This is a genomic window from Mycobacterium seoulense (assembly GCF_010731595.1).
GTDB lineage: Bacteria > Actinomycetota > Actinomycetes > Mycobacteriales > Mycobacteriaceae > Mycobacterium > Mycobacterium seoulense.
The window spans coordinates 5,461,752-5,476,230 of the sequence record NZ_AP022582.1; the positions used below are offsets into that span (position 1 = coordinate 5,461,752).

The 14,479-nt window shown below is 72.2% G+C and carries 14 protein-coding genes; 8 read left to right on the forward strand and 6 right to left on the reverse strand.

Going from position 1 to position 14,479, the window contains the following annotated elements; translation table 11 throughout:
* Window positions 1-81 precede the first annotated feature (81 nt).
* The 3 genes from rfbD to manB are packed head-to-tail and all read left to right on the forward strand — an operon-like array spanning window position 82 to window position 2,960.
* Window positions 82-987: a dTDP-4-dehydrorhamnose reductase gene (rfbD, locus tag G6N37_RS25450; RefSeq protein WP_163684266.1), complete on the forward strand. Its 906-nt coding sequence runs from the start codon at window positions 82-84 to the stop codon at window positions 985-987.
* Window positions 980-1,888 (forward strand): glycosyltransferase family 2 protein, encoded by a 909-nt coding sequence (locus tag G6N37_RS25455; RefSeq protein ID WP_163684270.1) that lies wholly within the window; start codon window positions 980-982, stop codon window positions 1,886-1,888. The genes rfbD and G6N37_RS25455 overlap by 8 nt, the downstream gene beginning before the upstream one ends.
* Entirely contained in the window at window positions 1,881-2,960 is a 1,080-nt protein-coding gene (manB, locus tag G6N37_RS25460) for a mannose-1-phosphate guanylyltransferase (RefSeq protein ID WP_163684272.1), read from the forward strand. The genes G6N37_RS25455 and manB overlap by 8 nt, the downstream gene beginning before the upstream one ends.
* 12 nt (window positions 2,961-2,972) lie before the next feature.
* On the opposite strand, the gene G6N37_RS25465 is transcribed toward manB, so the two are convergent.
* Genes G6N37_RS25465 through cofD form a run of 4 tightly spaced genes read right to left on the reverse strand, consistent with a single transcriptional unit; the run spans window position 2,973 to window position 7,448 of the window.
* Window positions 2,973-3,509 carry an NUDIX hydrolase gene (locus tag G6N37_RS25465; RefSeq protein ID WP_163684273.1) on the reverse strand — a complete coding sequence of 179 codons (537 nt, stop codon included), beginning with the start codon at window positions 3,507-3,509 and terminating at the stop codon, window positions 2,973-2,975.
* On the reverse strand, window positions 3,506-5,080 hold the full coding sequence (locus G6N37_RS25470; protein WP_163684275.1) for an Eco57I restriction-modification methylase domain-containing protein: 1,575 nt from the start codon (window positions 5,078-5,080) through the stop codon (window positions 3,506-3,508). The genes G6N37_RS25465 and G6N37_RS25470 overlap by 4 nt, the downstream gene beginning before the upstream one ends.
* A gap of 29 nt (window positions 5,081-5,109) precedes the next feature.
* Window positions 5,110-6,450 carry a coenzyme F420-0:L-glutamate ligase gene (locus tag G6N37_RS25475; protein ID WP_163684277.1) on the reverse strand — a complete coding sequence of 447 codons (1,341 nt, stop codon included), beginning with the start codon at window positions 6,448-6,450 and terminating at the stop codon, window positions 5,110-5,112.
* Window positions 6,447-7,448 carry a 2-phospho-L-lactate transferase gene (cofD, locus tag G6N37_RS25480; RefSeq protein ID WP_163684279.1) on the reverse strand — a complete coding sequence of 334 codons (1,002 nt, stop codon included), beginning with the start codon at window positions 7,446-7,448 and terminating at the stop codon, window positions 6,447-6,449. Before cofD ends, G6N37_RS25475 begins: the two co-directional genes overlap by 4 nt.
* A gap of 352 nt (window positions 7,449-7,800) precedes the next feature.
* On the opposite strand from cofD, the gene G6N37_RS25485 reads away from it, so the two are divergent.
* Window positions 7,801-8,139, forward strand: a complete 339-nt coding sequence (locus G6N37_RS25485; protein WP_083169899.1) for a WhiB family transcriptional regulator — start codon at window positions 7,801-7,803, stop codon at window positions 8,137-8,139.
* Window positions 8,140-8,166: 27 nt separating this feature from the next.
* On the opposite strand, the gene G6N37_RS25490 is transcribed toward G6N37_RS25485, so the two are convergent.
* Complete coding sequence (locus G6N37_RS25490) at window positions 8,167-8,589, reverse strand: metallopeptidase family protein (RefSeq protein WP_163685502.1); 423 nt, start codon at window positions 8,587-8,589, stop codon at window positions 8,167-8,169.
* 172 nt (window positions 8,590-8,761) lie between these two features.
* Between G6N37_RS25490 and G6N37_RS25495 the strand changes: the two genes are divergently transcribed.
* The 4 genes from G6N37_RS25495 to manA all read left to right on the forward strand — a co-directional run bounded on the left by G6N37_RS25495 (window position 8,762) and on the right by manA (window position 13,055).
* Entirely contained in the window at window positions 8,762-9,214 is a 453-nt protein-coding gene (locus G6N37_RS25495) for a DUF3499 domain-containing protein (RefSeq protein WP_163684281.1), read from the forward strand.
* Between the two features lie 111 nt (window positions 9,215-9,325).
* Window positions 9,326-10,723, forward strand: coding sequence for a phosphomannomutase/phosphoglucomutase (locus G6N37_RS25500; protein ID WP_163684283.1), 1,398 nt, complete (start codon window positions 9,326-9,328; stop codon window positions 10,721-10,723).
* Window positions 10,720-11,820: a TobH protein gene (locus G6N37_RS25505; RefSeq protein ID WP_163684285.1), complete on the forward strand. Its 1,101-nt coding sequence runs from the start codon at window positions 10,720-10,722 to the stop codon at window positions 11,818-11,820. Before G6N37_RS25500 ends, G6N37_RS25505 begins: the two co-directional genes overlap by 4 nt.
* A gap of 8 nt (window positions 11,821-11,828) precedes the next feature.
* Window positions 11,829-13,055 (forward strand): mannose-6-phosphate isomerase, class I, encoded by a 1,227-nt coding sequence (gene manA / locus G6N37_RS25510; protein ID WP_163684287.1) that lies wholly within the window; start codon window positions 11,829-11,831, stop codon window positions 13,053-13,055.
* A gap of 16 nt (window positions 13,056-13,071) precedes the next feature.
* Here manA and G6N37_RS25515 read toward each other — a convergent pair whose 3' ends face one another.
* A complete protein-coding gene (locus G6N37_RS25515; RefSeq protein WP_163685504.1) occupies window positions 13,072-14,460 on the reverse strand; it encodes an FAD-dependent oxidoreductase in 1,389 nt (462 codons plus the stop codon).
* Window positions 14,461-14,479 lie beyond the last annotated feature (19 nt).

Sequence of the window (14,479 nt, forward strand, 5' to 3'; positions counted from 1 at the left end):
ACACAGACGCTTCGTGGGTAGCGAGGCCCCGCGCGCCCCGGGCGTTCGCCCGTGCTTTCCCGGGCATGCCAGACTCGAACGATGTCGAGCAGGATCGTGATCGCCGGTGCCGGGGGGCAGCTCGGCGGCTTTTTGCGCTCGCTGGCGGCCGCCGAGGGCCGCGACGTGCTGGCGCTGACGTCGTCGCAGTGGGACATCACCGACCCGGCGGCCGCCGAGCGGATCGTCCAGCGCGGCGACGTGGTGATCAACTGCGCGGCCTACACCGACGTCGACGGCGCCGAGAGCGACGAGGCCGGCGCCTACGCCGTCAACGCCGCCGGCCCCGAGAACATCGCCAAGGCCTGCGCGCGCGCCGGCGCGCGGTTCATCCACGTCTCCACCGACTACGTGTTCAACGGAGACTTCGGCGGGGCGGACCCGCGTCCGTACGAACCCGACGACCCAACCGCCCCGGTGGGCGTGTACGGGCGCAGCAAGCTCGCCGGGGAGCAGGCCGTGCTGGCGGCGCTGCCGGAGGCCGTCATCGTCCGGACCGCCTGGGTCTACACCGGCGGCGACGGCAAGGACTTCGTCGCCGTCATGCGCCGGCTGGCCGCGGGGGACGGCCCGGTGCGGGTGGTCCACGACCAGGTCGGCTCCCCGACCTACGTGGGCGACCTGGCGGCGGCCCTGCTGCAAATCGTCGACGACCGCGTGCCCGGGCCCATCCTGCACGCCGCCAACGAGGGCGCGGTGTCCCGCTTCGAGCAGACCCGGGCGATCTTCGAGGAGTGCGGCGCCGACCCGGCCCGGGTGCATCCGGTCAGCACCGCGGAATTCCCCCGCCCCGCGCCGCGCCCCAGCTACTCCGCGCTGTCGGGACGCCGGTCCGCCGCGGCCGGGCTGCGGCCGTTAAGGCCCTGGCGCGCTGCGCTTGTCGCGGCGCTGGCCGCCACCGATACCACCGTCGCCGCCGATCGACCGTTACCCTCTACGCGTGACTGACGTCCTGCCGGTCGTGACGGTGACCTATTCACCGGGCCCGCACCTCGAGCGCTTCCTGGCCTCGTTGTCGCTGGCCACCGAGCGGCCGGTGTGCGTGGTGATGGCCGACAACGGCTCCACCGACGGAACCCCGCAGGCCGCCGTCGAGCGCTACCCGAACGTGCGGCTGTTCCACACCGGGGCCAACCTCGGGTACGGCACCGCGATCAACCGCGCGGTCGCGCAGCTCGCCGAGACGCCGGAGGTCGACGACGACTGGGTGATCGTGGCCAACCCGGACGTGCAGTGGGGCCCCGGCAGCATCGACGCCCTGCTCGACGCCGCCACCCGCTGGCCGCGCGCCGGGGCGCTGGGCCCGCTCATCCGCGATCCGGACGGCTCGGTCTACCCGTCGGCGCGCCACCTGCCCAGCCTGGTCCGCGGCAGCATGCACGCGGTCGTCGGGCCGCTCTGGAAGCGCAACCCGTGGACGGCGGCGTACCGGCAGGAGCGGCTGGAGCCCACCGAGCGCCCGGTCGGCTGGCTGTCGGGGTCGTGCCTGCTGGTCCGCCGGTCCGCCTTCGCCCAGGTCGGCGGGTTCGACGAGCGCTACTTCATGTACATGGAAGACGTCGACCTCGGGGACCGGCTCGGCCGGGCCGGCTGGCTGAGCGTCTACGTGCCGTCGTCCGAGGTGCTGCACCACAAGGGCCACTCCACCGGGGACGACCCGGCGAGCCACCTGGCGGCGCATCACGCGAGCACCTATCTGTTCCTGGCCGACCGGCATTCGGGTTGGTGGCGGGCGCCGCTGCGCTGGGTGCTGCGGGTCGCGCTGGCGCTACGGTCCCGGCTGATGGTGCGCGGCGCGCTGCGCAGTCGGAGACGGAAACTGGCGGAAGGGCGGCGCTCACATGGCTAACCCGCAAGTCGATGCCGTGATCTTGGTGGGCGGCAAGGGGACCCGGCTGCGGCCGTTGACGCTGTCGGCGCCCAAGCCCATGCTGCCCACCGCCGGGCTGCCGTTCCTGACCCACTTGCTGTCGAGGATCGCCGCCGCGGGCATCGAGCACGTCATCCTGAGCACCTCGTATCAGGCCGCGGTGTTCGAGGCGGAGTTCGGCGACGGGTCCAAGCTGGGCCTGCAGATCGAATACGTCACCGAGGAGCGGCCGCTGGGGACCGGCGGCGGCATCGCCAACGTCGCCGGCCACCTGCGCTACGACACCGTGATGGTGTTCAACGGCGACGTCCTCTCGGGCGCCGACCTGGGCCAGATGCTCGAGTTTCACCGCAGCAGCCGGGCCGACGTCACCCTGCACCTGGTGCGGGTCGGCGACCCGCGCGCCTTCGGCTGCGTGACCACCGACGAAAACGGCCGCGTCACAGCATTTTTGGAGAAGACGCAGGATCCGCCCACCGATCAGATCAACGCCGGCACCTATGTGTTCGCGCGCGACATCATCGACCGCATTCCGCGGGGCCGCGAGGTGTCGGTCGAACGCGAGGTGTTCCCCGCGTTGCTGTCCGATCCGGACGTCAAGGTGTGCGGCTACGTAGACGCCACCTACTGGCGCGACATGGGCACGCCGGAGGACTTCGTGCGCGGTTCGGCGGACCTGGTGCGCGGGATCGCGCCGTCGCCGGCGCTGCACGGGCACCGCGGCGAGCAGCTGGTGCACGACGGCGCGGCGGTGTCGCCGGGCGCGGTGCTGGTCGGCGGAACCGTCGTCGGGCGGGGCGCCGAGATCGGCCCCGGCGTCCGGCTGGACGGCGCGGTGATCTTCGACGGCGTCAAGGTGGAGGCGGGCAGCGTGATCGAGCGCTCCATCATCGGCTTCGGCGCGCGCATCGGCCCGCGGGCGCTCATCCGCGACGGCGTGATCGGCGACGGCGCCGACATCGGCGCGCGCTGCGAGCTGTTGCGCGGCGCCCGGGTCTGGCCCGGCGTTTCGATTCCCGACGGCGGGATCCGCTACTCCTCCGACGTCTAGGTCCGTGCGCGGCTAGGGGCGGCGGGCCCGCCCCACCAGGTACGCCAGCGCGTGGTCGGCGCCGTCCGGCAACGCGCCGGCCGGCCACCACCGCAGGTCCTCCGACTCGTCGCTGATCGTGATGCGCGCCCCGGCCGGCGCGTGCGCGACGAACTGCAGGTCCAGGTGGCGGGTGGGCACGCCCAGCGAGCAGGTGACCGGGTGGACGTGGATGGCGGCCAGCCCGGGCGCGATGCGCAGGCCGTCGACACCGGACTCCTCGGTGGCCTCGCGCAGCGCGGCGGCGACGATGTCGCCGTCGTCCTCGTCGCAGTGGCCGCCAAGTTGCACCCAGCGGCCCACGCGGGGGTGCAGGGTGAGCAGCACCCGCTCGCCGGTGTCGTCGAGGACCAGCGCCGAGGCGGTGACATGGCCCGGCACGCACTCGCGCCGGCAGGCGTCGGGGCGGGCGAGCACGAAGGCAAGGACCGCGTGCCGCAACGCGTCCTGCGCCGCGTCGGGGGCTTGCCAGTCGGACAGCAGCGCGATCACCGACTCCCGCACGCTCATCGAGAAGCCCGCCGTTTCCGGCGATCCCGCAGCGAGACCCAGGCCGCGCGGCACTGCGCCACCACCTCGGGCGGCAGCCCCAGCCCGTCGATCAGGACGTGGCGGTCGACGAGGTCGAGCGCCTTCTCGGTCTCGCCGGCCCTCAACAGCAGATCGACGTCACCGGCCAGCCCCGGGCCGGCGAGCGCGGGCGGGGGAATGGGCAGCTGCTCGGCCTCGCCGGGCTCCAGCTCCAAGATGCCCCCGCCGTAGCTGCGGCCGAGGATCTCGGCGAAGGCGAACGTGACGCTGTTGTGGAACACCGCGGCCAGCGCGGCCGGGTCCACGCCGGCGGCGAGCCGGACCCGGTGCACCGTGTCGGTGCTCGTCGCCGCGGCGGCGTTGACGGTCAGCCGCGGCGCCAGGTGGATCTGGCGCAGCAGGAACAGGTCGGGGATCCACAGCGACGGCGTGCTCCACCACGGGTCGCGGATCGAGCACTTGTAGCCCCGATCCACCCCCGCGGCCGCGCCGGCCTCGATGTGCGCGGCCAGGTCGGGGTCGGCCGGGTCGCGCGGCGCGTTGAGTAGCCAGCCGCGGTGCCCGGCGGCGAGGTCGCCCGCGCGGCAGTCGATGTCGTAGACCAATCCCGACAACTGCGCGCTGCGCGAGACGAGGGGGACGCAGTGGGGCAGCAGCCCGAGTTCGCGGGCCTGTGCGTCGGTGAACGTGAAGAAGCTGTTGCGGCCCGTCACGATGCCCACATCCACCGCGGCGACCGACCCGAGCCGGGTCATGGCCGTCGACCCCTTGAGCGTGCGCAGCATCCGGATCGCGGCCGGGTCCAGGAAGTACTTGGTCCACTTCTCGTTCTCGTGCAGGAGCGCGGGCGCCGATTCGACGTCGAGGTCCGCCGCCGCGAGCGATTCGGCGGCGGCGAGGTGGACCATGCGGATGCGGGCGGGACCGGCGCCCGCCACCCCGCAGAACAACACGACCTCCTGCAGGATGCCGTCGAACACCAATCGCTCGAACGTCACCAGCGTGATGTCGCTGAATCGGCTCAGCAGGAACTCGCGCAGCTGCGCGGCGTAGGTGACCTGGAGCAACTCGGCGGGAAGCACCAGGCCCACCCGGCCGCCGTCGCGCACCAGGGTCGAGCTCGCCACCACGAAGGGGACCCAGGCGTTGGTCAGCCGGGTGGGCCGCAGACCCGCGCGCCGCATCAGGTCCAGCGCGGGGTCGCGCTGCTCGGCCGCCCAGTTGCCGAACCGGATGTAGGGCGGATTCCCGGCGACTCCGTCCCAGCCGCCCCGGTCGGTGGTGGCGAGCCACGCGAACAGGTTCGCCGCGTCGACGGGAGCGAATTCCCGCGCCTTGGCCGCCTCTTCGGCGACCAGCTCGACGCCGTGGACTCCAGCGCCGAGTGCGGCCAGCTCGCGCAGGATCGCGCCGTCGCCGCAGGCGGGTTCCAGGATGCGTGGTCCGGCTTCGCGGACCCAGGCGGCCAGGAAGCGGGCCACCGGCACCGGCGTGTAGTAGCCGCCGCGGGCCTTCTCGGCGGAGGCCGCCGCCTTGCCGGCGAATCTCATGGGCTTGAGTATCGCCGAACGGACCCGGCTCACTTGCGGATCAACAGATCCCCGGCGTCCGCCGGGTCGCGCGGCCCGGCGGGCTCCTCGGGGTAGCCGATGGCGATGGCGCCCAACGGCTCCCACTCGGCGGGCAGCTCCAGCTCGGCGCGCACCAGGTCGGCGGCGAAGATCGTCGAGCCGATCCAGCAGCTGCCCACCCCGCGCACGGCGAGCGCGACCAGCAGCGCCTGCACGGCCGCCCCCACCGCCACGGTGAACATGGTGTGCTCGGCGCCGGTGCGGGCGGCGTCGGGATAGGCGTGCGCGCCGTCGGGAACCAGCATCGGGATGACGACCTCGGGTGCGTCGTAAAGGATCTGGCCGCGAGCCACCCGGCGCTCGATCGCGTCGGCGGGCCGGCCGTCGCCGGCGAGGTCGGACCGCCACTTGTCCTTCATGCGGTCCAACAGCCGCAGCCGGACCTCGCGCGTCTGCAGCCAGAGGAACCGGACCGGGCGGGTGTGGTGTGGGGCCGGGGCGGTGAGGGCCTCGGCGACGGCGGCTTCGATCAGCCCGGGCGGCACCGGCTCGGCGCCGAACCGCCGCACCGATCGGCGCAACAGCTGCGCCTGCCGGCGCCCCATGTCGAGGGCCTCGGCGGTGCCGAGCCAGAACAGGTCCTCCTCGCCGGGCCGCAGCAGCTGCCGCGCCGTCGAGCCGTCGTCGGCCACAGCCAGGCCGCGCACCACCGCCACCGGCATGGCGGTCAGCTTGCCCTTCACCAGATCGGCCGCCGCCGCCACCTCGTCGGCGACCGCGATCTCGGTGACCACCAGCTCGTTGCCGTGCCGGTCGACGGTCCCCGAATAGCCGTGCAGCACAGCCAGACCCGACGAGCCAACCGCGGCGTCGATCTGGCCGTTGCGCCAGGCGCGGCCCATCGTGTCGGTGACGACCACCGCGACGTCGACGCCGAGGTGCTCTGCCAGCCCGGCGCGCAGCGCCGCGGCGCTGGCGTCCGGGTCGACCGGCAGCAGCGCCAGCTCGTCGCGGCCCACGTTGGATCCGTCCACGCCCGCGGCGGCCTGGATCAGGCCGATGCGGTTCTCGGTGATCAGGGTGCGGCCCTTGCGCGCCAGCACCCGCACCGCCTCGGCGTCGACCAGCTTGCGCCGGAGTTGGTCGCGCTCCTCGGCGTCCTGCGGCGCAGGCACCAGCCGGCCCTCGCACTTGGACACCACCTTGCTGGTCACCACCACCACGTCGCCGTCGCGCAGCCAGGGCGCGGCCGCGGCCAGCGCCGCGGCCAGGTCGTCGCCGGGCCGGAATTCGGGAAGCCCGGGGACGGGCAGGATCTCGATCGCCGCCGCCGAGCCGTGTTCCGTCACGGGTGCACGCCCGCGAGCTCGAGCCCGGCGCGGACCATCTCGGCCGTGGCCTTCGGGTCGGTCATCAACAGGGGCACGGCGGTCACCGCCACGCCGTCGATGTCGGCGTGGTCGCCTTCGTGCACCAGCCAGCAATCCAGGATCCCGGTGCCGCCGCGCGCGCCGTAGTGCCGGCCGACCGCCTCCGCGGTGGATTCCACCCCGATCACCGACAGGCAGGCATCGGCCATGCCGCGCAAGGGTTTTCCGCCGATGATGGGGGAATAGCCGACCACCGGGGCGGTCGCCGAGCGCAACGCGGCGCGGATCCCGGGGACGGCCAGGATGGCGCCGACGCTCACCACCGGGTTGGACGGCGCCAGCAGGATGACGTCCGCGTCGGCGATGGCCGCGACAGCTTCACTTGTGGCGGTGGCCTTTTCGGCGCCGATGAAGGCGAAGCTGTGCGTGGGCACGCCGGCCCGGTAGCGCACCCACCACTCCTGGAAGTGGATCGCCCGCCGGGTGCCGTCGTCGGGATCGGTGATCACCACGTGCGTCTCGCAGCGGTCGTCACTGGCCGGCAGCAACCGGGCGCCGGGTTGCCAGCGATCGCACAGCGCCGTGGTGATCTGCGACAGCGGGTAGCCGGCGCCCAGCATCTGGGTGCGCACCAGGTGGGTGGCGATATCCCGGTCGCCGAGGCCGAACCAGTCCGGCTGCACGCCGTAGCGCGCCAATTCCTCTTTGGCGTGCCAGGTTTCGTCGCGGTGACCCCACCCTCGCTCCGGGTCTACCCCTCCACCTAAGGTGTACATGCAGGTGTCCAAATCCGGGCAGACCCGCAGTCCGTGAATCCAGGCGTCGTCGCCGATGTTGACGATCGCGCTAAGTTCGTGGTTGCCGGGTCCCGCGTCTGGGTGCCGTTGCGTTTCGAACTGCCCCAGCCCGAGCAGCTGTTGAACCCCCAGCAGGAAGCGGGCGCCGCCAACCCCACCGACCAGAACGGTGACCTTCACGTGGACGACAGTACTGCCCGACGACCGTGCGGTGGCGGGCCCGTTACGCGGCCCTTAAGCCTAATCGTGGGCGGTGTGATCGACACGCCGAATGCGCAAAACAACGGAAACGCCGTAATTCGGTCACGAGATGGTATGGAAATGCGCCGAAGTGCTTGACCCGGCTGGTCAACCCGTGTCTAATCACAACAGTGTCATTTCCCGGTTGGCCGGCCGGTTCCGGTGTCGCAGACCGAGATTCGATCACTTGTTCGAATTGTCTGTACACATCAGAAAAGTGGGAACCACTCACTCTCTCAATGAAACTGAGGAGGCGGACGACCGTATGTCTTACGAACATCTTCGAGGAGTCATGGCGAGCACGCCGCACACCCCTATCGGCTCAGCGCCGGTCCGACCCGTTCGGCCGCACCTGACCGTGGTTCCCGATGCGCCAGTCGCATTCGAGCCCGAGCCGATGCTGGCGCCTGTCGCCGACCAATGGCAGGACCGGGCGCTGTGTGCCCAAACCGATCCCGAGGCCTTCTTCCCGGAGAAGGGTGGCTCCACCCGTGAGGCGAAGAAGATCTGCCTCGGGTGCGAGGTACGCCACGAGTGCCTGGAGTACGCCCTCGAGCACGACGAGCGCTTCGGCATCTGGGGCGGCCTGTCCGAGCGCGAGCGCCGCCGCCTCAAGCGCGGCATCATCTAACGCGCCGAAGGCGCCAACGCGCCAGCGCTATTCGTCCTCGATCGTCGGGTCGATGACCGAAGGCTCGACATCGAGGTAGATGGCCACCTGGGCCACCAAGATTTCGTGCAGCAAATCACCGAGTTCGACGGTGTCCTTGGCCCGTCGCTCGATCGGCTTGCGGAACAACACAATTCGCGCCCGCGTGGCGTTGCCGCGGACGTCGACGCCGGCCGGGATCAGGCGCGCGAGCGGGATCGGCCCGTCGGCGATGACCTCCGGCGGCCACTGCACGCTGTCGGGATCCTTGGCCGCGATGCGGGGAATCTCATCGACCGCCACGTCGAGCTCGGCGAGGCGCGACTGCCAGTGCCGCTCGATGGGTTCGTAGGCCTCCAGCACCGCCATGTCGAACCGCTCGGCCCGGCTGCGCCACCCGGGGACCGTCGGCGGCAGCAGTGGGCCGCGCACGTCGCGGCCCCGCCGGGCGGACCGACGGGAAGCGAACCGGCCCTGGGACCGATCCCTCCGCGGGGAGCTGCGCGAATCGCCCACGCGCCGATGGTAACGGTTGAACATCGGGGGCCGGCCGGTTGCGCGTGTCCGGCGCTTCAGCGGCGTTTGTGCACGATAGCCTTTCGGCGTGAACGTTCCCCGTCGCTGTTGCCGGCCCGGGTGTCCGCACTACGCCGTGGCGACCTTGACGTTCGTCTACTCGGACTCGACGGCCGTGGTGGGGCCACTCGCGACCGCGCGGGAGCCGCACTCGTGGGACCTGTGCGTCGGCCACGCCGGCCGGATCACCGCGCCCCGTGGGTGGGATCTCGTGCGCCACGCCGGTCCGCTGCCCACCCATCATCCGGATGAGGACGACCTGGTCGCCCTGGCCGACGCGGTGCGCGAAGGCGGCCCCGTCGAGCGCGCCGTGCCCTACGGCGGCACCGGCTCGCCCCTCAACGGCTTCGCCGACCCGCACATCCCCCACGGCGGGACCCAGGCCACCGCGCCCAGCAGCAGCGTGCTCGCGCCGCCGGAGCATCGGTCCTCCGGTCGCCGCCGCGGGCATCTGCGCGTGTTGCCCGACCCCAGCGACTAACCGCTGCGGCGTCGCGCCCGATCCCCGCGCACCGCTGCGGTCCGTGTTTCCCGGGGGCCGATAGGCTGACGGCCAAGAGGCGAAGGAATCGATGGCGTCAGGAGGCCCCGCATGTCTCGGCTCGCCGCGACCGTGCACCGCGTCGTCAAGGCTTACGACGTGCGGGGGCTGGTTGGCGAAGAGCTCGACGAACCGTTGGTCACCGCTTTGGGGGCGGCCTTCGCCAGGCTGATGCGCGGCGAAGGCGCCCGGCGGGTGGTGATCGGCCACGACATGCGCGACAGCTCTCCGGCGCTGGCCGCCGCGTTCGCCGCAGGGGTGACCGCGCAGGGCCTGGACGTGGTGCGGATCGGCCTGGCCTCCACCGATCAGCTCTACTTCGCCTCCGGGTCGCTGGACTGCCCCGGCGCCATGTTCACCGCGAGCCACAACCCGGCGGCATACAACGGGATCAAGCTGTGCCGCGCGGCCGCCAAGCCGGTCGGCGCCGACAGCGGCCTGCGCACCATCAGCGAGGACGTGATCGCGGGCGTGCAGCCCTATGACGGGCGGCCCGGAACCGTCACCGACCGCGACGTGCTGGACGACTACGGGACGTTCCTGCGGTCGCTGATCAACACGTCGGGGCTGCGGCCCCTGCGGGTGGCGGTGGACGCCGGCAACGGCATGGCCGGTCTCACCGCGCCGGCGGTGCTCGGGGCGATCGAGTCGATCACCTTGCTGCCCTTGTACTTCGAACTCGACGGCTCGTTCCCCAACCACGAGGCCAACCCGCTGGATCCGGCCAACCTGGCCGACCTGCAGGCGTACGTGCGTGACACGGGTGCGGACGTCGGGCTGGCCTTCGACGGGGACGCCGACCGCTGCTTCGTCGTCGACGAACGCGGCCGGCCGGTGTCGCCCTCGACGGTCACCAGCCTGGTGGCCGCCCGCGAGCTGGGCCGGGAGATCGGCGCCACCATCATCCACAACGTGATCACGTCGAGGGCGGTACCCGAGCTGGTCACCGAACGCGGCGGCACACCGCTGCGCTCCCGCGTCGGCCACTCCTATATCAAGGCGCTGATGGCCGACACCGGCGCCATCTTCGGCGGCGAGCACTCGGCGCACTATTACTTCCGTGACTTCTGGGGCGCGGACTCCGGCATGCTGGCGGCGCTCTACGTGCTGGCCGCCCTCGGCGAGCAGGACCGGCCGTTGTCGGAATTGACCGCCGACTACCAGCGCTACGAATCGTCCGGCGAGATCAACTTCACGGTCGCCGACGCGTCCCTGTGCACGGAGGCGGTGCTGAAGTCCTTCGGCAGCCGCATCCATTCCATCGACCACGTGGACGGGGTCACGGTCGACCTCGGCGACGGCAGCTGGTTCAACCTGCGCAGCTCCAACACCGAGCCGTTGCTGCGGCTCAATGTGGAGGCGCGCAGCACCGAGGACGTCGACGCGGTGGTTGCCCAGGTCAGCGCGGAGATCGAGGCCCAGGCGGCGCCGGCAGAGGTCGCCCCGTGAGCGCCGTCCGGGCGATCGATCTCGAGGACACCGAGGGTCTGCTCGCAGCCGACCGTGACGGGCTGCTGCGCTCGGCGTCGTCGGCCGGCGCGCACGTGCGCGCGATAGCCGCCGCGGTCGACGAGGGCGCGCTGGACGCCCTGCGAACCGACGACCGGCCGCGCAGCGTGATCTGGGTGGCCGGCCGCGGGGCCGCCGACAGCGCCGGCGCCATGCTGGCCGCGACGGTGGGGGGTGCGGCTTCCGAGCCGATCGCGCTGACCGCCGAGGTTCCGCCGTGGATCGGCCCGCTCGACGTGCTGGTCGTCGCGGGCGATGACCCCGGCGATCCCGCGCTGGTGACCGCCGCCGCGACCGGGGTGCGCCGCGGGGCCCGGGTCGTCGTCGTCGCGCCGTACGAGGGGCCGCTGCGGGATTCCGCGGCCGGCCGGGCGGCGGTGCTGGCGCCGCGGCTCGCCATCTCCGACGAGTTCGGGCTGTGCCGCTACCTGGCCGCCGGCCTGGCCGTCGTGCAAACCGTGGACCAGCGACCGAGCGTCGACCTGCGGGCGCTGGCCGACGAGCTGGACGCCGAGGCGCTGCGCAACAGCGCGGGCCGCGAGCTGTTCACCAACCCGGCCAAGACGATCGCGGCGCGCCTGGCCGGCCGCGAGGTGGCGCTGGCCGGCGACTGCGCGGCGACGCTGGCGCTGGCGCGGCACGGCAGCTCGGTGCTGCTGCGGACCGCCCACCAGGTGGTCGCCGCCAGCGGGTTGTCGGACGCCGTCTTCGCGCTGCGCGCCGGGGCGCCCGGCGGCTTCCGGGATCCCGACGAGGCGCTCTTTCACGACGAGCAGATCGACGGGCCGCTGCCCGTCCGGCTGCTGGTGCTGGCGCTGACGTTGTCCGCCGAACAGCCGGTGGTCGCCGCCCGCACCGCCGGGCTCGACGACGTGTACCTGCTCGCCGCCGAGGACGTGCCGGACGGGCCCGGCGGCTCGGCCGGTTCGACCGTCGCGCCGGCGGTGGGCGGGGCCGTCAGCGCCGAGCAGCAACTGGCGGTATTGGCGGTCCGGCTGGAGATGGCCGCGGTTTACGCGCGACTGGTGCGGGGATAGATAGAACAGTGGAACTGCTTCGCGGAGCCTTGCGGACCTATGCCTGGGGATCACGCACCGCCTTAGCCGAATTCACCGGGCGTGCGGTCCCGGCCGCCCATCCGGAGGCCGAGCTCTGGTTCGGCGCGCACCCGGGCGACCCCGCCTGGCTGGAAACGGATCAGGGCGAGATCTCGCTGCTCGACGCGCTGATCGCCGACCCGGAGGGCGAGCTCGGCCCCGCCGCGCGCGCCCGCTTCGGAGACGTGCTGCCCTTCCTGGTCAAGGTGCTCGCGGCCGACGAGCCGCTGTCCCTGCAGGCCCACCCCAGCGCGGCGCAGGCCGCGGAGGGTTATCTGCGCGAGGAGCGGCTGGGGATCCCGCTGACCTCGCCGGTGCGCAATTACCGCGACACCTCGCACAAACCCGAGCTGCTGGTGGCACTGCAGCCGTTCGAGGCGCTCGCCGGCTTCCGTCAGGTCTCCCGCACGGTCGAGCTGCTGCGTGCCCTGGCCGTCTCCGACCTCGACCCCTTCATCGACCTGCTCAACGACCAGTCCGACGCCGACGGCCTGCGCGCGCTGTTCACCACCTGGATCACCGCACCCCAGCCCGACATCGACGTGCTGATCCCCGCCGTGCTCGACGGTGCGATCCAGTACATCAGCTCCGGGGCAACGGAATTCGCCGGTGAAGTCAAGACGGTGCTGGAACTGGGGGAGCGCTATCCCGGCGACGCCGGGGTGCTGGCGGCCCTGCTGCTGAACCGCATCATCCTGGCCCCGGGGGAGGCGATCTTCGTGTCGGCCGGCAGCCTGCACACCTACCTGCGAGGCTTCGCGGTCGAGGTGATGGCCAACTCCGACAACGTGTTACGCGGCGGCCTGACCCCCAAGCACGTCGACGTCCCCGAGCTGCTGCGGGTGCTCGACTTCACCCCGACCACCGAGGCGCAGGTGCGGCCCCACGTCCGCCGCGAGGGCTTCGGCCTGATCTATGAGACCCCGGCCGACGAGTTCGCGGTCGCGCTGCTCGAGCTCGACGGCGATTACCTCGGCCACGAGGTCGACGCCTCGTGCAGCCACGAGGGTCCGCAGATCTTGCTGTGCACCGAGGGTTGCACGACCGTGCACGGCAAGTCCGGGTCGCTGACGCTGCGCCGGGGGATGGCCGCCTGGGTGGCGGCCGACGACGCCCCGATCCGGCTGGTCGCGCTGGAGCCCACCAAACTGTTCAGGGCGACCGTAGGGCTGTGACGGGGCGCCGGCGGTCTTATAGTGGCGACCCGCATCGCCCGGCTTCGCCGCGCTCGCGATCGCCACGGGCGGCCCGGCGGCGCTCGCCCAGCCACAGCCGCAGGTTGTGCGCGATGGTCCGGCCGACGATGCGCGGCGGCGGGACCATATAGAGGCTGTCGAGCAGCGAGAACCGGCGCAAAAACCATTCCGCCAGAACCGGATCCGTCTCGGCGGCCCCCAGGAACTGGTCGAACAGCGCGCCCGACGGCCGCCACCACCAGGGGATGGGCCCCTTGGTGTCGGCGTGGTGAAAGGTCACGTCGCCGATGGCGTTCATGGTCCAGACCGGGAAGGTGGTCTTGGCGGTGGCGCGGCTCAGCTCCGCGGCCAGCTCGTCGTCGGGGGAGGCCAGCGCGCGCCGCAGGTGACCGGCCTGCAGGGACGTCATCGTCATGCCCTGCCCGAAGGTCGGATTGAAGCTGGCGACGGCGTCGCCGAAGGGGATGATGCCGGCGGGGAAGCGGTCCAGCTTGTCGTAGCGTCGCCACTTACTGGCCGGAAAGGCGTGGAACGCCGGCTCGCCCAGGGGTTCGGCCTGCCTCAGCGCCACGTTGACGTGGGCCGGGACCAGCTCTTCGGCCAGGGCCAGCATCTCGGGGAAAGTCCGCGGCGGTTTGGCGTTGGCCACCCCGAAGGTGGTCAGCACCCAGGTGCCGTCCTCGTAGCACAGCATGCCCAGCCCCAGCGACTTGTCGTGCGAGGCGCCCGCCACCACCACCTTCTCCGCGATCAGTCCGTCCGGGATGCGGAACTGCTGGGTGGCGTAGTGGATGCCGATGTCCAGGACGTCTTCCCTGGGCCGCTCGTATCCCCACTGCTCCAACCACACCGGAAGCCGGGTGCCCCGCCCGGCCGCGTCGACGACGAGGTCCGCCGCGACGAATTCCGGCTCCTCGCCGTCGCCGGGGTCCAGCTGCACCCCGGTCACCCGCCGGCGGGCCGGGTCGAACCGCGGTTCGGCCACCGAGCGGCGCACCATCGCGACGTTGTCGGTGTGCTGGACTCGTTTGCGCAGCTGCCACTCCAGGTGCGGGCGGCTGGGCACGTACGCGGTGAATTCGTCGCGCAGGGTGTGCGCCGTCCCGAGCACGTGGCCCGCGGCGCCGAGGTGGATGCAATCGGGGCGGTTCTCCAGGATCGGCACGCCGGCGGCCACCATGTCTTCCAGCAGCCCGGGGAACAGGCTCTCGAACTCCATTGCGCCGCGGGCCATCAGCATGTGCAGGTGCCGGTCCTGCGGGACCGTCGCCCGGTTCGACGGCGTGCTCGGCAAGTCGTCGCGTTCGTAGACGGTGACGCGGGAATACGCATCCGAGAGCACCCGCGCGGCGCACAGGCCGGCGATGCTGCCCCCGATGACCACCGCATGGTCCCTGGTGCTT

Bases quoted from the DNA above. Each gene is read 5' to 3' on its own strand.
- G6N37_RS25500 (WP_163684283.1), top strand. From the start codon at position 9,326: ATGTCTCGGCTCGCCGCGACCGTGCACCGCGTCGTCAAGGCTTACGAC.
- G6N37_RS25485 (WP_083169899.1), top strand. From the start codon at position 7,801: ATGGCGAGCACGCCGCACACCCCTATCGGCTCAGCGCCGGTCCGACCC.
- G6N37_RS25470 (WP_163684275.1), bottom strand. From the start codon at position 5,080: ATGAGATTCGCCGGCAAGGCGGCGGCCTCCGCCGAGAAGGCCCGCGGC.
- manB (WP_163684272.1), top strand. From the start codon at position 1,881: ATGGCTAACCCGCAAGTCGATGCCGTGATCTTGGTGGGCGGCAAGGGG.
- rfbD (WP_163684266.1), top strand. From the start codon at position 82: ATGTCGAGCAGGATCGTGATCGCCGGTGCCGGGGGGCAGCTCGGCGGC.
- G6N37_RS25465 (WP_163684273.1), bottom strand. From the start codon at position 3,509: ATGAGCGTGCGGGAGTCGGTGATCGCGCTGCTGTCCGACTGGCAAGCC.